Raw genomic sequence first — 20,471 nt, 5'->3', positions numbered from 1 at the left:
CTCGGAAGCATGGCATCGCTTCAATGAGGAGGCGGCAGATGATGGAGGAAGCGCAGTACTTCGCGCCCGTGATCCAGGACGAGCACGGTGAGGTCACCGTGGAATTGGCCAAAAGCCACCCTGGTTTCGCGGACCCCGTCTATCGCAGCAGGCGCAACGCGATCGCGCGGCTGGCACTGGAGCACCGGAGCGGCGACCCCGTCCCGGTGGTCGAGTACACCGCCGAAGAGCACGAGGTCTGGCGCCTGGTCAGCCGGGAACTGCAGGCCAAGCACCGCCGCTATGCGGTGCGGGAGTTCCTGGAGGCCAAGGAGAGGCTGGCGTTGCCGCAGGACCGGATCCCGCAGCTGCAGGAGGTCTCCGACCGGCTCGGGGAGCTGACCGGGTTCGGCTATCTGCCGGCCGCCGGACTGGTGCCGCTGCGGGAGTTCTACGGCTCGCTGGCCGACTCCCTCTTCCACTCCACCCAGTACATCCGGCACCACTCCGCCCCGTTCTACACCCCGGAGCCGGATGTGATCCACGAGGTCATCGGGCACGGCAACACCCTGGCCTCCGACCGGTTCGCCGAGCTGTACCGGCTGGCCGGACGGGCGGCCCGCCGGGTGGAAAGTCAGGAGGCGCTGGAATTCGTCTCCAAGGTCTTCTGGTTCACCTTGGAGTTCGGGGTGATGACCGAAGGCGGCGAAGTGAAAGCCTACGGCGCCGGGATCCTGTCCTCCTACGGGGAGATCGAGGAGTTTCAGAAGATGAACATCCGGCCGCTGGACATCGCCGCCATGGGCACCACCGGCTACGACATCACCAAGTACCAGGACGTGCTGTTTTGCGCCGAGTCGCTGGACCACCTGGAAGATGTGGTCGGGACGTTCTGGGCGGACTGCGACGACGATTCGATCGCCGCGCTCGCGGCATCGGCGGGCTCTTAGCGGTACGGCCGGCCCGCCCCCAGCGGGGAGGTTCTGCAGGCACATCGATGCGGCACCGCCGTGCCCCTTTGCGCGGGCGCGGCGGGTCCCGCACGGGCCTTCGGGGGTGTCCCCTTTCGGGTATGGCCTGTGAACGCCGTGGCCTCTACGATTACCGTCATTTGACGGGGTAATAGGGGAATAAGGGGAGTCACGGGACAGGCCGATGGCCGAAGTGCAGCATTTTTCTTTCGGGATTCTCACGCCGGTTCTGGCCTATCTGATGTCCTGCATCGGGTCGTTCCTGGGCCTGCTCTGCGCGGCCCGCGGCCGGGAGGGAACGGCCGGCAAGAGGGCGGCCTGGCTGGCGCTGGGCGCCGTCTCCATCGGCGGCACCGGCATCTGGGTGGTGCACTTCGTGGCCATGCTCGGCTTCCACGTGCCGGGCATGGAGATCCGCTATGACGTCCCCCTGACCCTGGCCGGCGCCCTGCTGGCGGTGGCCGTGGTGGGCGCCGGCCTGTTCATCGTGAGTTTCGGCCGCATGCGCCCGCCCGCGCTGGTGACCGGCGGGGTGACGGCCGGGCTCGGCGTGGCGGGCATGCACTACCTGGGCGTGCGGGCCATGCGCCTGCCCGGGCGCATCTCCTACGACGCCGCGTTCGTCGCGCTGTCGGTGGTGATCGCCATCGTGGCGGCGACCGCCGCCCTGTGGTTCGCCTCCCGGGTGGCGGGGACCTGGGCGACCATGGGCGCCGCGGCGGGCATGGGAGTGGCCGTCAGCGGCATGCACTACACCGGCATGGCCGCGGTCCGCGTCCACCCCGACCCCGCGCTGGGCCGGCCGAGCGGCGCCGCGGCGTTCGACTTCCTGCTGCCGCTGATCGTCGGCATCAGCGTCCTGGCCATGCTGCTGCTGTTGATCATTGGGCTGGCCGCCGGGGACGAGCCGGACCGGCCGATGCCCGCCCTGCCGGCGGGAGATCCCGCGCACGGGCCGGACCGGGCGGCCCGGGAACGCCCCGCGGACGGGCCCGAGACCGGCGGGAGGACGGAACGGAACGCAGGCCCGCCGCCGATCATCAAGCCGTCGCGGATCTCCGGCGAGCACCGGACGGCGGGCCGCTGGTTCGGCGGCACCGACTGACCCGCCTCTCCGGCCCGGGACGGGCGCAGGCCGCCCCTCGGGGAGGTTCAGTCCTCCGCGGAGCGCTCCCGGCTGGCCAGCAGCCGGCGCAGCGAATCCAGCCGGGCCCGCTCGGCGTGCCCCTCGGCGACCCACTCGTCCAGGGCGCAATGCTCCTGCAGGTGGTTGCAGTGCGGCGGGCAGTGCTCGGCGCCCTCGGCCAGGTCGGGGAAGGCGGCCACCACGTCCTCGGGCTTGACGTGGGCCAGCCCGAAGCTGCGCACCCCCGGGGTGTCGATGATCCAGCCGCCCTCCGGCAGCTCGAAGGCGATCGCCGAGGAGGAGACGTGCCGGCCCCGGCCGGTCACCGCGTTGACCTCCCCGACCGCCCGCCCGGCGCCCGGCACCAGCGCGTTCACCAGCGTGGACTTGCCCACCCCGGAGTGCCCCACCAGCACGCTGAGCCGCCCGCGCAGCCGCTTTCGCAGCTCTCCCAGGTCGGCGCCCCGCTGCGTCACCACATACGGCACGCCCAGCGGCGCGTAGATCGCCAGCAGCTCCTCGGGACCGGCCAGGTCCGACTTGGTCAGGCACAGCAGCGGGTCCAGCCCGGCCTCATAGGCCGCCACCAGGCAGCGGTCGATCATCCGGGGCCGCGGCGGCGGGTCGGCCAGCGCGGTCACGATCACCATCTGGTCGGCGTTGGCCACGATGACCCGCTCGAACGGGTCGGCGTCGTCGGCGGTGCGGCGCAGCGCCGAACGGCGCGGCTGCACCCGCACGATCCGCGCCAGCGTGTCGGGGTCCCCGGAGACGTCCCCCACCAGCGCCACGTGGTCGCCCACCACCACGCTCTTGCGGCCCAGCTCCCGGGCGCGCATCGCGGTCACCGTCCGGTCCTCCACCAGGCACCGGTAGCGGCCCCGGTCGACCGCGGTCACGAAACCGGTGACCGCGTCCTCGTGGGCGGGACGGCGGCGGGTGCGCGGCCGGGAGCCACGGCGGCCCGGACGCACCCGGACATCGTCTTCGTCGAAATCTCTCAGACGGCGTGCCAGCGTCAACCCTCCAGCATGCCGGTCCACAGCTCGGTGAAGCCGGGCAGGGTCTTGCCCACCGTGGCGACGTTCTCCACCACGATGCCCTCGACCGCCAGGCCCAGCACGGCGGCGGCCATCACCATGCGGTGGTCGTCGTAGGTGCGCACCAGCCCGCCGTGCAGCGGACGCGGCCGGATCTCCAGCCCGTCCGGCAGCCGGCGGACGTCCCCGCCCAGCGCGTTGATCTCATCGGCCAGCGCCGCCAGCCGGTCGGTCTCATGGCCGCGCAGGTGCGCGATGCCGGTCAGGCGGGAGGGGGAGTCGGCCAGCGCGGCCAGCGCCGCGATCACCGGGGTCAGCTCGCCCACATCGCGCAGATCGGCCCGCAGCCCGCGCAGCGTCCCGTCCCCGTGCACGGTCAGCCCCTGCGGCCCCAGCGAGACCCGCCCGCCCATCTCGGCCAGCAGGTGCCGCAGCGCGTCGCCGGGCTGGGTGGTCTCGGCCGGCCAGCCCGGGACGGTCACCCGCCCGCCGGCGACCAGCGCCGCCCCCAGGAACTGCGCCGCGTTGGACAGGTCCGGCTCGATCACCTGCTCGCCGCCGCGCAGCGGCCCCGGGGCCACCCGCCACAGGTTCCGCCCGGTCTCCACCACCGCCCCGGCGTCCTGCAGCATCCGCACCGTCATCGCCAGGTGCGGGGCCGACGGCACCGGCGGTCCCTCGTGCCGCACCTCCACGCCCTTGGTGAAGCGGGGCGCGGCCAGCAGCAGCCCGGACACCAGCTGGGAGGAGGCGGAGGCGTCGATGGTGACCGACCCGCCGGCCAGCGAGCCACGGCCGTGCACCGTGAACGGCAGGCAGCCGCGGCCGCCGTCGTCGATCTCGGCGCCCAGGGCGCGCAGCGCGTCGATGATCGGCCGCATCGGCCGCTGCCGGGCCCGCGGGTCGCCGTCGATGGTGACCTGGCCGCGGGTCAGCGCCGCCACCGGCGGCAGGAAGCGCATCACCGTGCCCGCCAGGCCCACGTCCACGTGCACCGGCCCGGCCGGCCCGGCGTGGTCGCCCGGCGTCACCAGCCAGTCATCGCCCTCGGCGTCCACCCGTACGCCCAGCTCGCGCAGGCCCTGGGCCATCAGCTCGGTGTCTCGGCTGTGCAGTGGGCGCACGATGCGGGTCGGCTCCTCGGCCAGCGCCGCCAAGATCAGCGCCCGGTTGGTCATCGACTTGGAGCCCGGCAGCACGACCGTCGCCGCCAGCGGGCCGCGGGCCGTGGGTGCGGGCCAGTTCGGGGTGGACATAACCGCAAGGTTAGCGACCGCCGTCACCGCCCTCGTCCCGGATGCGGCGCAGCGCCTCGGCGGGCCCCGACAGCCTCTCCAGCTCGGCCCGGCAGCGGGCGCAGCCGGCCAGGTGCTCCTCGAAGGTCCGCCGGTCGCCTTCTTCGAGCAGGCCGAGAACGTAGGCGCCCACGTCGGTGTGCTCCACCCGCCCGTCCATACCGGCCTCCTCGTCCCGCCACCGGTGATGAATCCCGCGCACGGCACGGCCCGGGTGCCGCGCGCGGCGGCCCCGGGCGATCACGATACGGCCGGCGGCCGCGCCCGGGCGGCAGGGCGCCGAGCCCTCAGCGCCGGACCCCGCCTGCGGCCCGGCGGCGCGCCTGGCGGACCTGCCGGGCGGCCTCGCGCCTGGCCTGCCGGAGCTCGGCCCGGGCCTGCCTGCGCACCGCCCGTGTCTGCCCGGCCGCCAGCGCGCGGGCCTGGCGCGTCTGCCGCCGCAGCTCCGCCAGGCGCCGCGTGCGCCGCGGCTCGGTGGCCATCGTGAGCAGCGCGCCCAGCAGCCCGCCCTTGAGGAGCAGCAGGGTGCGTTGCGTCTCGCGCCGCTCAGGGTCGTCTTCGGTCCAGTACTGGTGCTCGGTCAGCACCGTGGGCACCAGCGACAGCGCCAGTGCCAGCGCCGACAGCCGCTTGAGCTTCCCCAGTGCCAGCAGTGCGCCGGCGCCCGCCCCGATCGCGCCCTGCACCCGCACCAAGGTCTCGGGGTCCTTGGCGGGCAGCCACTCCAGCCGGTCGGCGACCGGCTTGAGGGAGGGGGCCATCTGCTCGGCGCGTGGACGCGGGTCGCGCAGTGCCTCCACCCCGGAGGCGATGAAATAGGCGGCCACAAGAGGCCGGGCCACGATCCTGATGGGCTGCATGTCCGCCTACATGCCCACCGCGGCGCGAATTTATCGCCTTTTGTTTATCGCCTTTTGCGTCCGCGGCCGCCTGTCGGAGGGGAGGGGCAGTATGGAGGGCATGTGCGGTAGATACTCGCTCTCCAGAACACGGCGGGAACTGATCGAACAGTTCCACGTCCAGCTCGACGCCGCCGGCGACGCCGTCAGACCCGACTACAACATCGCGCCCACCAAGGAGGTGCTCGCGGTGCTGGCCAGGCCTCCGCAAGAGGAGACGCACGCCGCCGAGGCCTCCGTCCCGGCGGTGCGGCAGCTGCGGGCGCTGCGGTGGGGGCTGGTGCCCTCCTGGGCCAAGGACGTCAAGATCGGCAACCGGCTGATCAACGCCCGGGCCGAGACGGTGCACGAGAAACCGTCTTTCCGCAGGGCGTTCGCCAAGCGGCGCTGCCTGCTGCCGGCCGACGGGTTCTATGAGTGGTACACGATGGAACGCAACGGCGGGCGGCCGGCCAAGCAGCCGTTCTTCATCCGGCCCCGGGACGGCGCGGTGATGGCCATGGCCGGGCTGTACGAACTGTGGCGCTCCCCCGAGGACGACCAGTGGCTGTGGACCTGCACGATCATCACCACCCAGGCCTCCGACGACGTGGGCCGCATCCACGACCGGATGCCCATGGTGGTGCGGCCCGACGACTGGGACGCCTGGCTGGACCCCGCCCTGACCGACGTGGCGCGGGTGCGCGACCTGCTGACGCCGGCCATGAGCGGGACCATGGAGGCATACCCGGTCTCCAGGGCCGTCAACAACGTCAAAAACAATGGTCCAGAACTCTTGCAGCCCCTCACAGATGGGCATATTCCAGGTGAAAACTCCGGTTCCGGCACCTTGTTCTGAGGTCTCGTCCCGGTAAACAGCCGGGGACGGCCGCGGCGAGGCGCCACCGGACCCGACTACGGGGGCTGACCGATGGGAGTTCGGACCGCCGTGGACACCGCCGCCGCCCGCCGCCGGCTCGAGGTGATGCTCGCCGATCTGGATCGATCCATGGCCCTGCTGAGGGGCGAGCGCACCGCAGTGGCGGGTGCCCGCCTCGAGGCGCACCCGGCCGACGTGGGCGCTCACCTGTCGGACGCCGAGCAGGCCGACGCCGCGCTGGAGAGGCTGCGGCGGCAGCGCAACTCGGTGCTGGCGGCCCTGCAGCGCATCGCCGCCGGAACCTACGGCCGGTGCGTCACCTGCGGCAAGCCGATCGCCGCCGGCAGGCTGGAGGCCCGTCCCGACGCCGCCCGCTGCCTGACCTGCCAGGCCCGCTACGACCGGGCCCGCCGCTGAAAGCGGCCGGCCGCCTCACCGTTTGACCGCGCTGGCCAGCAGATGGATCCCCACGGACTCGTCGGTGACCAGGGAGGTCAGCTCGGTGCGCACCAGCCGGCCCAGCGCGTGCGCGTCCGCCGTCAGCACATGCTCGACGGTGGACGGCGACAGCACCGTGCGCGGCCGGATCCACTCGACTTCCAGCCCCGCCTCGCTCAGCAGCTCGCGCAGCTGCTCGGACCAAAAGCACCGGGTGATCGTGCCGTCCGGCCAGGGCACCAGCACCACCTCGGCGCGCGGCACGTCCGACAGGTGCGCCCAGAACTTCTGCTCGGCCAGGATCGCCATGCCGAGCATCAGCGAGTCCACGCTCAGCAGCGCCCGGCCGCCGGGGCGCAGCACCCGGGCGATCTCCGCGACGATCGCCTCGGTCACCAGATGCCGCGACAGCACCCGGTCTTCGGCGATCACCGCGTCCACCGAGGCGTCGGCCAGGAACCCCAGCGAGGAGACATCGGCGATCACCCGGTGCCGGCTGCCCGGGGGGATCCCGCTGCGGTGCCGCCCCCGCTGCTCCGTCTCACCCGCCGCGGGAGGAGGCACCATCGGTGCGTCGGCCCGGCCGGGCGGGTGTTCTGCGGGCGCGGGCAGCACCTCGATCACCGAATGGCCGGCCGCCGCGGCCCGCGTGGAGGTCAGGGTGCGTCCCCCGGAGATGTCCAGCACCCGCGACCGCTTCTTGGGCAGCCAACGCTGCAACTGGGCCGCGGCCACGGCCCAATAGAAGGTCCAGTACAGTCCCAGATCGTCGCCTTCACCCGAGGCGTTGCGCAGGCTGCTGATCGAGCGCTCGGGGGGCGTGGCCGGCAGCGGCAGCAAGGTTGCTCCTGTTCTCACCATGTACGTGACTTCTTCCCCCCGCAACGCCTGCCATCACCCTCCGTGTGTGTTGCCGATGGGTCACGATCGGTCGGCGAGCGGGTGCGGCGGAGCCCTCGGCGGGCCGGGTCGCCCCGCCGGGGGATCGCAGAGCTCTCCTCCGCCGGATGACCTGCCGGTTTCGCAGGTCACCGAGTCAGGGAATGGTAAGGCCCATCGGCGCGTTGCACACGCCTGTAGCCGTCCGTGACGCCGACGAAGTGGGGAATCCTCCCCGCGCGGGCGGGCCGGGAGGTTGGAGACCAAGTGGCGCCGACGCCCAGTGCAGTTGCCGAGCCCACAGGGGTCGCCCTCGTGGCGCGGCAGCGCGGACCGATATCTTCTGACAGGTGTGGCGGTGAAAGCGCCGCCGGCATCGAGGAGGTGGGTCAGGTCCCCAGTACGACGGAGAGCGTGGAGCAGCGGCAGGAACGCTTCCAGCGCGATGTGCTCCCGTTCTTGGACCAGCTGTACTCGGCCGCCCTGCGCATGACGCGCAATCCGGCCGACGCCGAAGACCTCGTCCAGGAGACCTTCGCCAAGGCGTTCGCCTCCTTCCACCAGTTCAAGGAGGGCACGAACCTCAAGGCGTGGCTGTACCGGATCCTGACCAACACTTTCATCAACAGCTACCGCAAAAGGCAGCGGCAGCCGCAGCAGTCGGCGACCGAGGAGATCGAGGACTGGCAGCTGGCCAGGGCCGAGTCGCACACCTCCAGCGGGCTGAAGTCGGCCGAGGCCGAGGCGCTGGAGCACCTGCCGGACTCCGACGTCAAGACCGCCCTTCAGGAACTGCCCGAAGAGTTCCGCATCGCGGTCTACCTCGCCGACGTGGAGGGCTTCGCGTACAAGGAGATCGCCGACATCATGGGCACGCCGATCGGTACCGTGATGTCACGGCTGCACCGTGGACGGCGACAGCTCCGATCCAGGCTGGAGGACTACGCCCGCGAGCGCGGCCTGACTCGGGCGGGGAACGGGTCATGATCGGCGGGCGGGCGCGCGGGGACGCGCCCGCCGGGCAGGTCTCCGGCACGACGAGGTGAGTGAGCGATGAGCTGCGGAAAACCCCATGAGACACCGTGCACCGAGGTGCTGGCCCGGGTCTACTCCTATCTGGACGGGGAGCTGGACGAGCACGGCTGCGCCCAGGTGCGCCGCCATCTCGATGAGTGCGGTCCCTGCCTGCGCGAGTACGGCCTCGAAGAGGCGGTCAAGAAACTGGTGAACAAGACCTGCGGGTGCGAGCCGGTACCCGCCGACCTGCGCGCCAAGGTCATGGAACGCATCGAGCGGCTGTGCGCCGAGGCCGGCCCGCAGCCCGTGGCCGAAACCGTCGACACCGATATCTGACCCGGCCTCCACCCGCTCTTGACCGGGGCGTTCATCCCGGCGGAGTGAGGCATGACCCGCCCGGCGGGCCCGCCGCACGGCCGGACGGCGGCGGGGATATCGTGCTCAGGTGCTCGTTCTCGTCACCGGCGCGGCCGGCTTCATCGGATCTCACCTGGTCGATCGGCTGCTGTCCGACGGCCATGAGGTGATCGGGGTGGACGACCTGTCCACCGGCCGCAACCTGCGCCCCGACATCGACTTCCACCGGATGGACGTGTGCGATCCGGCGCTGGTGGAACTGGCCGCCGCGCGTCGCCCGGAACTGATCTGCCACCTGGCCGCGCAGGTCAGCGTGCGCTCCAGCGTCCAGGACCCGCGGCAGGACGCCCGCGTCAATGTGCTCGGCACGGTGAACGTGCTGGAGGCCGCCCGCGCCGCCGGCTCCCGCAAGATCCTGTTCGCCTCCAGCTGCGCGGTGTACGGGGTGCCCGAGGAGCTGCCGGTGCCGTCGGATGCGCCGCTGCGGCCCGCCTCCCCTTACGCCGCCTCCAAGAAGGCCGGCGAAATCTACGTGCAGACCTACCGCGAGCTGCACGGCCTGGACTTCACCATCCTCGTCCTCGCCAACGTCTACGGCCCGCGGCAGTCCCCGGAGGGGGAGGCCGGGGTGGTCTCGATCTTCACCGACGCCCTGCTGGCCGGCGCGCCCACCCGGGTGTACGGCGACGGCGGCAACACCCGCGACTATGTCTACGTCCAGGACGTGGTGGACGCCTTCGCCCTGGCGTGCGGGGAGCTGGGCAGCGGGATGCGGCTGAACGTCGGCACGGGGGAGCAGACCACCGACCTGGAGCTGCACTCGCTGGTCGCCGAGGCCGTCGGGGCCCCCGACGAGCCGGCTTTGGCCCCGCCCCGGCCGGGGGACCTGCGCGCCATGGCCATCGACCCGGCGCTCACCCACAAGGCCCTCGGCTGGTTCCCCCGCACCAAGCTGCGCGACGGGCTGGCCGCGACCGCCGAGTGGGCCCGGCAGCACCGGGCCGCCCGGCAAGGCGCGAGCGGTGCGAGTCGCCTGAGGTGACGATTTGTTCACGCTTCGCTCTCGATTCTCCGTCTCCCTGTGGGAGGAGGGGCTCGGCGGTTAGGCTGGGGGCCGTTGGCGGCGGGGAGCCTTGACGGCCCGCCGGATCGCGTTCCCGGCACGGTGGCCGGATGTCTGCGCCCGGCATTGCGGAGAATCGGCCGATCAGCGGCTGCCCCGCCCACCGTCGACTCCCGAGGGGGCGGCACATGCGGGGACTACCTCCCGCTGCCTGGGCGTACGTCAGCGTCGTCGTCGCACTCGCCGCGGCCGCCGTGGCCACGGCCTCGTTCGCCGAGCTCAACGTGCAGGTGCTGGCCGTGCTGGTGGCGCTGTTTTTGATCTGCGACTCGGCGTCGGTCAAGCTCAACGTCGAAAGCGCGCGGGTCTCGCTCAGCTACGCGGCCAGCCTGGCCTCGGTGGTGCTGCTCGGGCCGGGCGGCGCCGCACTGGTGGGGGCCAGCGCCGTCGTCACCGGGCAGCGGTTCTTCGCACCGGTCAAGCGGCTGTTCAACGGCGCGCAGTTCGCCTTGAGCGGCTATGCGTCCGGGGTGGTGTTCCAAGCGCTCGGCGGAGGCGGCTTCCACCCCGGCCGGGCCCGGTGGGTCGAGCAGATCATCGGCCCGTTCCTGGGGGCGCTGGTCACCTTCGTCGCCGTCAACCTGCTGCTGATGGCCGGGATTTTGCTGCTCAGCCGCCAGGCCACCGTTCAAGAGCTGCGGCGCGAAAGCGGCGAGCTGGTCTTCGTCTGCCTCGGCTACGGCATGTTCGGCCTGCTGATCGCCGGGCTGTGGGACGCGCTCGGCCCGCTGTCGGCGGTGCTGGTGCTGCTGCCGCTGTTCGTGGCCCGCTGGGCGCTGGCCCAGACCCACGCCCAGCAGCAGGCGCACGCCGCCACGCTGGCCGCGCTGTGCCAGGCGGTGGAGACCAAGGACTACTACACCCGCGGGCACAGCGAACGGGTCTCCCGCGGCTCGGTGATGATCGCCAAGGAGATCGGCATGCGCCCCGACCGGGTGGAGGCCATCCGGTACGCCGGGATGCTGCACGATGTCGGCAAGCTGGGCGTGCCGACCAAGGTGCTGCAGAAGGCCGGCGCGCTCACCGAGGAGGAGTTCGCCGCCATTCAGCTGCACCCGATGCGCGGACTGGAGATCGTCCGGGAGATCGGCTTCCTGGACGAGGCACTGGCCGGGATCATGCACCACCACGAGAAGATGAACGGCCGCGGCTACCCGATGGGACTGGCCGGGGATGAGATCCCCGAGTTCGCCCGGGTGATCTCGGTGGCCGACGCGTTCGACTCGATGACCTCCACCCGCTCCTACCGGGCCGCCCGCACGGTGGAGGAGGCCGTCGAGGAGCTGCGCCGGGGCGCCGGCGACCACTTCGACCCGGTGATGGTGCAGGCGTTCCTGCGGGCGCTGGAGCGCGAGGGCTGGGATCCGCCCGGGCCGGTGGTGCTGCCCAAGGACGACGTGGTGGAGACCACCCAGCAAGATCACGACGATCCGAGCGTGCCGATCAAGATAGCCGGCTCATGAGCGTCTCCGCACAGACCGGCCCGGCCGCCCGGCCCGGCCGGCACCGGGCGGACGTCGGCCGGCCGGTGGTGATCGCCGTCGCCGCCGCGCTGGCGGTGGCCGCCGTCGCCAAGGTCACCGCCGACGGGCTGGTGCAGCCCGAGGTCGCGGTGATCTTCGGGGCGCTGGTGGCGCTGGGCGAGCTGTTCCGCATGGTGATCCCCGGCAACCGCGAGGTGGCGCCGATCGCCGCCGCCGGGGCGCTGGGCTACGCCATGCTGACCACGGTCGGCCCCGAACCGGCCGGGCACTCGGCGCTGCAGGCGATCGCGGTCACCGCGGTCGGGATGCTGGCGGGCTCGCTGCCGCACATCGCGGTGGGCCGCGCGCCCCGGCCGGACGCGATGGCCCGCCGCCTGCTGACCGTCGCCGTCGTGGCGGTGGCGTTCCGTCCGCTGGCCTCCCTCGAGCTGGGCTGGACGGCGCTGCTGTGCCTGATGACGGTGACGATCGTGGCGGCCTGCTTTCTGGAGGTGTGCGTGGCGGCGCTGATCCGGGCCGAGGCGGTGCGAGCCCGGTTCGGCATCGCGCTGCGCGATGAGATGGCCGCCAAGATGGCGCTGTGCGCGGCGATCGGGGCGACCGCCATGCTGATCGTGGTGGCCACCTCGGTGATGGGCCGGGCGGCGCTGCTGGTGTTCACCGCCCCGATCCTGGTCACCCAGTTCGCCTTCCGCCGCTATGCCGGAATCCGGGCCACCTACCTGCAGACGGTGCGGGCCCTGTCGCGCGTCACCGAGGTCGGCGGCTATGTCGAGGCCGGGCATTCGCGCCGGGTCTCGAAGCTGGCCGTGGCGATGGGCCGCGAGCTGGGGATGAGCGAAGGGGAGCTGCTGGAGCTGGAGTACGCGGCGCTGATGCACGACATCGGCCAGCTCTCCCTGGGCGACCCGATCCCCGGCGGCGCCACCGTGCTGGCCTCGCCCGACGAGCGGCGCCGCATCGCCGAACTGGGCGCCGAGGTGATCAAAGAGACCGGTGTGCTGGACCGGGTCGCCTACATCGTCCGCCGCCAGGCCGACCCCTATCGCAGCGACCCGGCGGGGGAGGCGCCGCCCGAGCCCCCGCCGCCGCTGGCCAGCCGGATCATCAAGGCCGCCAACGCCTACGACGACCTGGTCGGCGACTCCTCCGACCGGGACCGCGGCGCGGCGGTGCTGGACCGGCTGCGGGCGGAGTCCACGGCCGAGTACGACCCGACGGTGGTGGAGGCGCTGGCCCGGGTCGTCGAACGCCGCGCCCGGAGCTGAGCGCGGACGTCGTGGTGCGGAGACGTCCAAACCACGCGGTCCAGATTTGTCGCCGGCGCGACCGGTTCCCGCTCACGCCGCGCACTATCGTCACCGAAGTCGGGATGCGGAAGGGGACAGCGATGTTCGAGTCCGTGCTTGTGGCCAACCGCGGCGAGATCGCCAGCCGCGTGATCCACACGGTGCGGGCGATGGGGCTCAAGGCCATTGCCGTGTACTCCGAAGCCGACGCCGACCTGCCGTTCGTGGCCGAGGCCGACGAGGCGATCCTGATCGGTCCCGCCCATCCCGCCGGCAGCTACCTGGACGCCGACCGGGTGCTGGAGGCCGCCCGGCGCACCAACGCCCAGGCCATCCACCCCGGCTATGGGTTCCTGGCCGAAAGCGCCGAGTTCGCCGAGCGGGTCACCGACCAGGGCCTGGTGTGGATCGGCCCGCCGCCGCTGGCCATCGCCCGGATGGGCGACAAGATCAACGCCCGCAACCTGATGATCGAGGCCGGCGTGCCGGTGGCGGCGGGGGTGTGGGAGCCGGTGCCGGACGCCGCCACCGCACTCGCCGAGGCCGAGCGGATCGGCTACCCGGTGATGGTCAAGGCCGCCGGCGGGGGCGGCGGCATCGGCATGGGCGCCGCCCGTGACGAGGCCGAGCTGGTCAAGGTCTACGCAAGCGCCCGCAGCAGCGCCGAGCGGTTCTTCCGCAACCCCGACATCCTGCTGGAACGCTATGTGGAACGGGCCCGGCACGTGGAGGTGCAGATCCTCGGCCTGGCCGACGGCACCGTGGTGGCGCTGGGGGAGCGGGACTGCTCCGTCCAGCGGCGCCACCAAAAGATCGTGGAAGAGACCCCCTCGCCCGGGGTGGATGCGGCGCTGCGGGCCCGGATGACGCAGGCCGCGGTGCGGGCCGGCGAGGCGGTCGGCTACCGGGGCGCCGGCACCGTGGAGTTCCTGCTCGACGTCGACAGCGGCGAGTTCGTGTTCTTGGAGATGAACACCCGGCTGCAGGTCGAGCACCCGATCACCGAGCTGGTCACCGGCATCGACCTGGTGGAGCAGCAGCTGCTGATCGCCGCCGGGGAGCAGGTGACGTTCACCTCCACCGAGGCGCGCGGGCACGCCGTGGAGTTCCGGGTCTGCGCCGAGGACCCGCTGCGCTTCCTGCCCTCTCCCGGCGACATCAAGATCTGGCAGGAGCCGGTCGGCGAGGGCATCCGCATCGACGCCGGATACGCCGAGGGCAACACCGTCACCCCGTTTTATGACTCGCTGCTGGCCAAGCTGTGCGTGCACGCCGCCGACCGGCCGAGCGCGCTGCGCCGGGCCGCGCAGGCGGTCGGGGCGTTCCAGATCGAAGGTCCCAAGACCAATCTGCCGTTCTTCATCGAGCTGCTCGGCGAGGAGGAGTTCGTCGCCGGGACGTACGACACCGGGCTGGTGGCGCGGATGCGCCGCTGAGCGGCCGCCGGCCCGCCGACGATCGCGAGGGGAACCGCGAGAGGAAACGCGAGGGGAAAGGAGCCCGGGGTGGCCGAGGTTCGCGCCGAGATAGTCGGTAACGTGTGGAAGGTGGTCGCCCGCGAGGGCGACCGGGTGGCAGACGGTGACACGCTGGTCATCCTGGAGTCCATGAAGATGGAGATCCCGGTGCTGACCGAGGACGAGGGCGTGGTCACCCACCTGAAGGTCAGCGAGGGCGACGTCGTCCGCGAGGGCGATCTGATCGCCGTCATCGAGTAGCCCGCCGGCAGGGAGGGGAAGGAGCGCCGTCCGGCCGTGGAGACGACCTACTGTGACCGCTGTGGAGGGCCGTCCACCGGCACCGACCCCGAGCACGAGCGCTGCCGGGCCGCGCGGGCGCTGGAGCCGCCGCGCTACTGCACCCGCTGCGCCCGCCGCATGGTCGTCAAGGTGACGCCCGGCGGCTGGACGGCCCATTGCGTCGAGCACGGCACCCTCACCTCGGCCTGAAAGCGGCCGCGGCGCTTCGGCCGGGGCCTTCTCAAGGCGCCCGGCCGAAGCAGCTCATGTCTTGACGGCTCCGGTGAACCGGGATTCAGTTGCATCACCAGCGTCCGAATCCGGTTCTAGCAGAGGCGGCCGTCATGCCCATCCCACGCTCGATCCTCAGCCGGACCGACTTTTCCGACTTCGAACTGTCCCTGATCGCCGGAGCCTGGCCGCAGGACATCACCGGCCACTACGTGATCTGCACCTCCGACCAGCGCACCCGCCCGCTGCACGCCTTCTTCGGCGACGGCGTGGTGATCCGCCTGGAGCTGCGGCCCGACGAGCGGGGGCGCTTCCCCTGGCGGGCGCGGGTCATCGACACCCCCTCGGTCCGGCTGCGGCGCAAGCGTCCCGACCTGTTCACCGCCGGGCCGGTCGGCACCAGCTCGCCGTGGGGATTCGTGAACGCCGCCAACACCGCGCCGCTGCCCTGGGGCGACCGGCTGCTGGCCACCTGGGACGCCGGCCGCCCGGTCGAGATCGACCCGCTCTCCCTGGAATTCGTGGCCGAAGTGGGGCACCGCGACGACTGGAAGCCGGCCATCGACCAGGCGGTGCTGCCGCTGATCTCCACCACCGCCCACCCGGTGATCGACCCCGAACGGGGCTGCCTGTGGAGCGTCAGCCGGGACGTCCTCACCGGCGAGGTCTCAGTGATCCGCTACGACGGGCACGGCAAACACGTGCAGCGCTGGGCGGTCGAGGACGCCGTGCTGCCGCAGGCCACCCACACCATCACCCAGACCCGCCACTGGCTGGTGCTGGCCGACACCGCCTACAAGGTGGACCCCGAGGAGGTCTTCGGCGCCGAGCGCACCGTCGCCAACAACCCCGACGGCCCGGTGCTGCTGATCCGCAAGGACGACCTGGTGCCCGGGCGCGCCGGCGTGCCCTGCCGCACCTTCCGCATCGCCCCCGAGGTCAACCACTTCTACGCCCGCTACGACGACACCGACGGCGTCCAGGTGATCATGGAGCACTCCCCGGGCCTGGACATCGGCATGTACCTGCGCGAAGACGACCTGGACGCCTTCGGCCGCCCCATCGACCCGGCGCTGCGCGGCATGTACTGCCACGGCATGTCCCCGGCGCTGACCACGCTGCTGCGCTTCGACCCCGAGACCGGGCGGGTGCACGAGCGGGCCCGCCTGTTCGACCCCGAGCGCTACTGGCAGGCCGAGCTGTCGGCGATCGACTGGAGCTTTGAGGGACAGACCAACCCCACCCGGCACCACCTCATCCACCTGGGCTTCCACCCGGAGGCCATCAACCAGCGGGCGCTGAAGAACTACGAGGGGCGGGTGAACCCCGAGCTGTTCCCCGCCGAGGAGACCCCGGCGGTGCTCAGCAGCCTCGACTGGCACACCCTCCGGCCGGTGGCCGAGTGGACCTTCGCGCTGGAGGACTACCCGACCTCCCCGGTGTTCGTGCCGCGCGGCCCGGGCGCGCCGGGCCGGACCCGCTATGCCGGGGCCGACCCGGGCGGCCACGACGGCTACCTGCTGGTCGCGGTGCACAACGACGACCGCTTCCGGATCGAGCTGTTCGACGCCGCCGACGTCTCGCGCGGCCCGATCGCCGTGCTGGCCGCACCGCAGGGCACCACCGTCCCCTTCCTGATCCACTCGGCGTGGATGCCGCAGGCGCGGCCCGCCGACCCGGGCATAGAGCGGCTGCGCTTCGCCGACGACCTGGACTCCCGGCTGGACCAGCTGGACCCGGAGCTGGCCGCACTGACCCGCCAGGTGGCCGAGGAGCTGGACGCCCGCCACCGCTGAGCGGCCGGGCCACCGTGGCGATCGGTACAAATCTCCCGCGCCGAAGCTGTGGGATTCGGCGAAGGCCCGGCTCGAGTGGCTCACGTTAGCCTGCGGGACGTGAGCGTTCTCATGGTGACCGGGACGTGTACCGGGGTCGGCAAGACGATCGTCACCGCCGCGCTGGCCACGGTGGCCCGGGCGCGCGGGGCGTCGGTGGCCGTGGTCAAGCCGGGCCAGACCGGGGTGGGACCCGATGAGCCCGGCGATCTGGACGTGGTGCGCCGCCTGGCCGGCGTGGAGGACCTGCACGAGTTCGCCCGTTTCCCCGACCCGCTGTCGCCGGCGGCGGCGGCCCGGCGGGCGGGGGTGCCCCCGCTGCGGCTGAGCGACGTCGCCGAGCGCATCGGCGAGCTGGCCGAAACGCGCCGCCTGGTGCTGGTGGAGGGCGCCGGCGGCCTGCTGGTCCGCTACGACGACGACGGCACCACCTTCGCCGACCTGGCCCGCTGGCTGCACGCCGCCATGGTCGTGGTCACCCGCCCCGACCTGGGCACCCTCAACCACACCGCGCTGACCCTGGAGGCCATGGCGCACCGCGGCGTGCAGCTGGCCGGGGTGGTGATCGGCCAGTGGCCGCGGGAGCCGGATCTGGCCATGCGCAGCAACATCACCGACCTGGAGACCATCTCCGCCCGCCCGCTGGCCGGTGTGCTGCCGGAGGCGGCCGGGCGGCTCGACCCGGCCGAGTTCCTGCTGGCCGCGCGTGCGGGGCTGGCCCCGGCGCTGGGCGGCACTTTCGATGCTGCTACGTTCCGTAACGCCTTTGCGCTCGACATGAAGGAGAAGCCGTGACCGACATTCTCGAGGTGGCCCGCCGCCAGGTGTTGGAGGAAGGCAAGGGCCTGGACGCCGAGCAGGTGCTGCAGTGCCTGACGTTGCCCGACGACCGGCTGGAGGACCTGCTGGCGCTGGCCCACCAGGTGCGCATGCGCTGGTGCGGCCCCGAGGTGGAGGTCGAGGGCATCGTGTCGCTGAAGACCGGGGGGTGCCCGGAGGACTGCCACTTTTGCTCCCAGTCCGGCCGTTTCGACTCCCCGGTGCGCTCGGTGTGGCTGAACATCCCCGAACTGGTGGAGGCCGCCAAGGAGACCGCCAAGACCGGCGCCACCGAGTTCTGCATCGTGGCGGCGGTGCGCGGCCCTGATGAGCGGCTGATGGCGCAGGTCCGCGAGGGCGTCAAGGCCATCCAGGAGGCGGTGGAGATCAACGTCTCCTGCTCGCTGGGCATGCTCACCCGGCAGCAGGCCGAAGAGCTGGTGGCGATGGGCGTGCACCGCTACAACCACAACCTGGAGACCGCCCGCTCGCACTTTCCCAACGTGGTGACCACCCACACCTGGGAGGAGCGCTGGGAGACCTGCAAGCTGGTCAAGGAAGTGGGCATGGAGCTGTGCTGCGGCGGCATCATCGGCATGGGCGAGACCGTCGAGCAGCGCGCCGAGTTCGCCGCCCAGCTCGCCGAACTGGAGCCCGATGAGGTCCCGCTGAACTTCCTGGCCCCCCGCCCCGGCACCCCCTTCGAGCACTACGGCCTGGTGGAGGGCGGTGAGGCGCTCAAGACCATCGGCGCGTTCCGGCTGGCGCTGCCGCGCACCCTGCTGCGCTATGCGGGCGGGCGCGAGATCACCCTGGGCGACCTGGGCACCCGCTCCGGCATGCTCGGCGGCATCAACGCCATCATCGTCGGCAACTACCTGACGACCCTGGGCCGCCCCGCCGAGCAGGACCTGGAGCTGCTCAGCGAGCTGCAGATGCCCATCAAGGCGCTCTCTCAGACGATCTGACGGCGCGGCCTGGTTCCGGGGCGGCGCGTCAGCGGTTCCTGCGCAGGCGGGTGATGAACTTGTAGCGGTCGCCCCGGTACAGGGACTGGGCCCACTCGACGGGCTCGCCGTGGGTGTCGAAGGCGTGCCGGGACAGCAGCAGCATCGGCAGTCCCACGTCCACCCCGAGCAATTGGGCGTCGTGCGGGGTGGCCAGGACGGTCTCGATGGTCTCCTCGGCCTCGGCCAGGTGCACGTCGTAGGCGGTGCTGAGCGTCTCATACAGCGAGCGGTGCCGCGGCAGCTCGCGGCGCAGCCCGGGGAAGCGGCGGGCCGGCAGGTGGGAGGTGTCGATCGACATCGGCTCCCCGTCGGCCAGCCGCAGCCGGTGCAGCCGCAGCACCCGCCCGCCCGGCCGGATCCCCAGCAGCCGGGCCAGCCGCTCGTCGGCGCTGACGTACCCGATCTCCAGGATCTTGGTCTCCGGGTTCAGGCCGTGGTGGCGCATGTCCTCGGTGTAGCTGGTCAGCTGCAGCTCCTGGGCCACCTTCGGCTTGGCCACGAAGGTCCCCTTGCCCTGGATGCGCTGCAGCCGCCCCTCCACCACCAGCTCCGCCAGCGCCTGCCGCACCGTGGTGCGGGAGGTCTCATAGCGCTCGGCCAGCGTCCGCTCCGGCGGCAGCGGGCTGCCGGGCGGCAGCGACTGCGTCAGCTCAACCAACAGCTCTTTGAGCTTGTAGTACTTGGGGATGCGGGGTGCGCCGGCGGACGGCCCAAGCCCGCTGATGGGGACCCGCTCAATGCTCATGCGCCTCGCTCCGCTCGCAGGGCGGCACACAACGGGCCGCACACCGTCACGCGTCTCCTGGGATTCACCGTTGGTTGGCCCTGATGTTACGCGGGAAGCTTATGGGCCGATTTCCGCCCTAACCTTCAGCAACGCCTCCTCCAGCACTGTGAGATCGGCCTCGGTGAGGCTGGCCCGGGCGGTCAGCCGCAGGCACGCGCGGCCCTGCGGCACCGAGGGGGGACGGAAACAGCCCACCCGCGCGCCGTGCTCGGCGCAGATGTCCCGGGCCCGCACCGCGGCGTGCGGGTCGCCCAGCACCACTGGTACCACGGCGGCGGCCGGGCCCTGCGGCCCGCAGGTTTCAAAACCCAGCCCCGAGGCCAGCTCGTGCAGCCGCCGGGCCCGCTCCCGCGCCCGCTGCGGCAGCCGCGGTTCGGCCTCCAGCACGTCCAGGGCGGCCAGCGCGGCGCCCACGCCGGCCGGGGCCAGGGCGGTGTCGAAGATGAACGAGCGGCCGGCGTCCACCAGCGTCTGGATCACCTCGGGCGCCCCCAGCACCGCGCCGCCCTGTGAGCCCAGCGACTTCGACAGCGTCACCGTCAGCACCACATCGGGCTGCCCGGCCAGCCCGGCCTCATGCGCCGCGCCCCGCCCGCCCGGGCCGACGACGCCGAGCGCATGCGCCTCGTCGATCACCAGCAGCGCTCCGTGCCGCCGCGTCACCCGGTGCAGCTCGCCCAGCGGCGCCAGGTCGCCGTCCACGGAGAACACCGCGTCGGTGACCACCAGCGCGTGCGGCTCGTCCCGGTCGGCCAGCGCCCGCTCCACCGCCGCCACGTCCCGGTGCGGGACGACCGCCACCCGCGAGCGCGACAACCGGCAGGCGTCCACGATCGAGGCGTGGTTGACCTGGTCGGACACCACCAGCACGCCCGGACCCGACAAGGCGGCGATCGCCCCCAGATTGGCCAGGTAGCCGGAGGAGAACACCAGCCCCGCCGGGGCGCCGACGAAGGCCGCCAGCCGCCGGTCCAGCTCCGCGTGCAACTGTGTGGTGCCGGTGACCAGCCGGGATCCGGTGGAACCGGTGCCCCAGCGGCGGACGGCGCAGATCGCCCCCTCGATCAGCCGGGGGTCGCGCGACAGCCCCAGGTAGTCGTTGGAGGCCAGGTCGATGAGCCCGTCATGGTCGCTGGTGCGCGGCTGCAGACTGCGCTGCAGCCCGGCCGCCTCCCGCCGTTCCATCGCCTCGCGCAGCCGTGCCAGCGGATCCCCCACCTGTGCTTCCCTCCTCTGCAAGGCCGTATGGCCCATTACACCGTCCGGCCCGCTTGCGATGGCGACCGGGTTCGCT

22 protein-coding genes are annotated in these 20,471 nt (G+C 72.3%); 15 read left to right on the top strand and 7 right to left on the bottom strand.

Going from position 1 to position 20,471, the window contains the following annotated elements:
* Window positions 1–38: 38 nt before the first annotated feature.
* Both BUE48_RS18475 and BUE48_RS18470 read left to right on the top strand, forming a co-directional pair.
* Entirely contained in the window at window positions 39–929 is an 891-nt protein-coding gene (locus BUE48_RS18475) for a phenylalanine 4-monooxygenase (protein WP_012854034.1), read from the top strand.
* Window positions 930–1,191: 262 nt separating this feature from the next.
* Window positions 1,192–2,055, top strand: a complete 864-nt coding sequence (locus BUE48_RS18470) for an MHYT domain-containing protein (protein ID WP_245536895.1) — start codon at window positions 1,192–1,194, stop codon at window positions 2,053–2,055.
* Window positions 2,056–2,102: 47 nt separating this feature from the next.
* Here the strand turns inward: BUE48_RS18470 and rsgA are convergent, their stop codons facing one another.
* The 4 genes from rsgA to BUE48_RS18450 form a co-directional block, all read right to left on the bottom strand.
* Entirely contained in the window at window positions 2,103–3,098 is a 996-nt protein-coding gene (gene rsgA, locus BUE48_RS18465) for a ribosome small subunit-dependent GTPase A (protein ID WP_012854032.1), read from the bottom strand.
* Window positions 3,095–4,372, bottom strand: coding sequence for a 3-phosphoshikimate 1-carboxyvinyltransferase (aroA, locus tag BUE48_RS18460; protein ID WP_012854031.1), 1,278 nt, complete (start codon window positions 4,370–4,372; stop codon window positions 3,095–3,097). Before aroA ends, rsgA begins: the two co-directional genes overlap by 4 nt.
* 10 nt (window positions 4,373–4,382) lie before the next feature.
* Window positions 4,383–4,571 (bottom strand): zf-HC2 domain-containing protein, encoded by a 189-nt coding sequence (locus BUE48_RS18455; RefSeq protein ID WP_286990631.1) that lies wholly within the window; start codon window positions 4,569–4,571, stop codon window positions 4,383–4,385.
* A 127-nt stretch (window positions 4,572–4,698) separates the two neighbouring features.
* Window positions 4,699–5,271, bottom strand: a complete 573-nt coding sequence (locus tag BUE48_RS18450) for a DoxX family membrane protein (protein ID WP_012854029.1) — start codon at window positions 5,269–5,271, stop codon at window positions 4,699–4,701.
* A 91-nt stretch (window positions 5,272–5,362) separates the two neighbouring features.
* On the opposite strand from BUE48_RS18450, the gene BUE48_RS18445 reads away from it, so the two are divergent.
* Both BUE48_RS18445 and BUE48_RS18440 read left to right on the top strand, forming a co-directional pair.
* On the top strand, window positions 5,363–6,148 hold the full coding sequence (locus tag BUE48_RS18445; RefSeq protein WP_353745303.1) for an SOS response-associated peptidase: 786 nt from the start codon (window positions 5,363–5,365) through the stop codon (window positions 6,146–6,148).
* Between the two features lie 72 nt (window positions 6,149–6,220).
* Window positions 6,221–6,586, top strand: coding sequence for a TraR/DksA family transcriptional regulator (locus tag BUE48_RS18440; protein ID WP_012854027.1), 366 nt, complete (start codon window positions 6,221–6,223; stop codon window positions 6,584–6,586).
* Window positions 6,587–6,601: 15 nt separating this feature from the next.
* Here the strand turns inward: BUE48_RS18440 and BUE48_RS18435 are convergent, their stop codons facing one another.
* Window positions 6,602–7,447 (bottom strand): class I SAM-dependent methyltransferase, encoded by an 846-nt coding sequence (locus BUE48_RS18435; RefSeq protein WP_012854026.1) that lies wholly within the window; start codon window positions 7,445–7,447, stop codon window positions 6,602–6,604.
* A gap of 414 nt (window positions 7,448–7,861) precedes the next feature.
* Here BUE48_RS18435 and BUE48_RS18430 point away from each other — a divergent pair, with 414 nt between their 5' ends.
* From BUE48_RS18430 to bioB, 11 genes are all read left to right on the top strand, one after another.
* On the top strand, window positions 7,862–8,473 hold the full coding sequence (locus tag BUE48_RS18430; RefSeq protein WP_086014641.1) for a sigma-70 family RNA polymerase sigma factor: 612 nt from the start codon (window positions 7,862–7,864) through the stop codon (window positions 8,471–8,473).
* Window positions 8,474–8,539: 66 nt separating this feature from the next.
* Complete coding sequence (gene rsrA, locus BUE48_RS18425) at window positions 8,540–8,839, top strand: mycothiol system anti-sigma-R factor (RefSeq protein ID WP_012854024.1); 300 nt, start codon at window positions 8,540–8,542, stop codon at window positions 8,837–8,839.
* 109 nt (window positions 8,840–8,948) lie between these two features.
* On the top strand, window positions 8,949–9,902 hold the full coding sequence (locus BUE48_RS18420; RefSeq protein ID WP_012854023.1) for an NAD-dependent epimerase/dehydratase family protein: 954 nt from the start codon (window positions 8,949–8,951) through the stop codon (window positions 9,900–9,902).
* A gap of 209 nt (window positions 9,903–10,111) precedes the next feature.
* Complete coding sequence (locus tag BUE48_RS18415) at window positions 10,112–11,446, top strand: HD-GYP domain-containing protein (RefSeq protein WP_012854022.1); 1,335 nt, start codon at window positions 10,112–10,114, stop codon at window positions 11,444–11,446.
* Complete coding sequence (locus tag BUE48_RS18410; RefSeq protein ID WP_286990630.1) at window positions 11,443–12,735, top strand: HD-GYP domain-containing protein; 1,293 nt, start codon at window positions 11,443–11,445, stop codon at window positions 12,733–12,735. Before BUE48_RS18415 ends, BUE48_RS18410 begins: the two co-directional genes overlap by 4 nt.
* 122 nt (window positions 12,736–12,857) lie before the next feature.
* The gene (locus BUE48_RS18405; protein WP_012854020.1) at window positions 12,858–14,192 is read left to right on the top strand and encodes an acetyl-CoA carboxylase biotin carboxylase subunit; all 1,335 of its coding nucleotides are present in this window, start codon (window positions 12,858–12,860) and stop codon (window positions 14,190–14,192) included.
* Window positions 14,193–14,261: 69 nt separating this feature from the next.
* On the top strand, window positions 14,262–14,474 hold the full coding sequence (locus BUE48_RS18400; RefSeq protein ID WP_012854019.1) for a biotin/lipoyl-binding carrier protein: 213 nt from the start codon (window positions 14,262–14,264) through the stop codon (window positions 14,472–14,474).
* 36 nt (window positions 14,475–14,510) lie between these two features.
* Window positions 14,511–14,705: a biotin synthase auxiliary protein BsaP gene (bsaP, locus tag BUE48_RS18395; protein ID WP_012854018.1), complete on the top strand. Its 195-nt coding sequence runs from the start codon at window positions 14,511–14,513 to the stop codon at window positions 14,703–14,705.
* A 134-nt stretch (window positions 14,706–14,839) separates the two neighbouring features.
* On the top strand, window positions 14,840–16,522 hold the full coding sequence (locus BUE48_RS18390; RefSeq protein WP_012854017.1) for a carotenoid oxygenase family protein: 1,683 nt from the start codon (window positions 14,840–14,842) through the stop codon (window positions 16,520–16,522).
* 99 nt (window positions 16,523–16,621) lie between these two features.
* Complete coding sequence (gene bioD / locus BUE48_RS18385) at window positions 16,622–17,356, top strand: dethiobiotin synthase (RefSeq protein WP_148233055.1); 735 nt, start codon at window positions 16,622–16,624, stop codon at window positions 17,354–17,356.
* Window positions 17,353–18,348 carry a biotin synthase BioB gene (gene bioB, locus BUE48_RS18380; RefSeq protein ID WP_012854015.1) on the top strand — a complete coding sequence of 332 codons (996 nt, stop codon included), beginning with the start codon at window positions 17,353–17,355 and terminating at the stop codon, window positions 18,346–18,348. The genes bioD and bioB overlap by 4 nt, the downstream gene beginning before the upstream one ends.
* Before the next feature lie 28 nt (window positions 18,349–18,376).
* Here bioB and BUE48_RS18375 read toward each other — a convergent pair whose 3' ends face one another.
* Both BUE48_RS18375 and BUE48_RS18370 read right to left on the bottom strand, forming a co-directional pair.
* A complete protein-coding gene (locus BUE48_RS18375) occupies window positions 18,377–19,135 on the bottom strand; it encodes a GntR family transcriptional regulator (RefSeq protein ID WP_012854014.1) in 759 nt (252 codons plus the stop codon).
* Between the two features lie 99 nt (window positions 19,136–19,234).
* Window positions 19,235–20,395 (bottom strand): 8-amino-7-oxononanoate synthase, encoded by a 1,161-nt coding sequence (locus BUE48_RS18370; RefSeq protein WP_286990629.1) that lies wholly within the window; start codon window positions 20,393–20,395, stop codon window positions 19,235–19,237.
* Between the last annotated feature and the right edge of the window lie 76 nt (window positions 20,396–20,471).

It is taken from the genome of Thermomonospora sp. CIF 1 (assembly GCF_001896795.1).
GTDB lineage: Bacteria > Actinomycetota > Actinomycetes > Streptosporangiales > Streptosporangiaceae > Thermomonospora > Thermomonospora curvata.
Note: the sequence above shows the minus strand (reverse complement) of the source record. Positions and strands in the feature narration are given on the sequence as shown.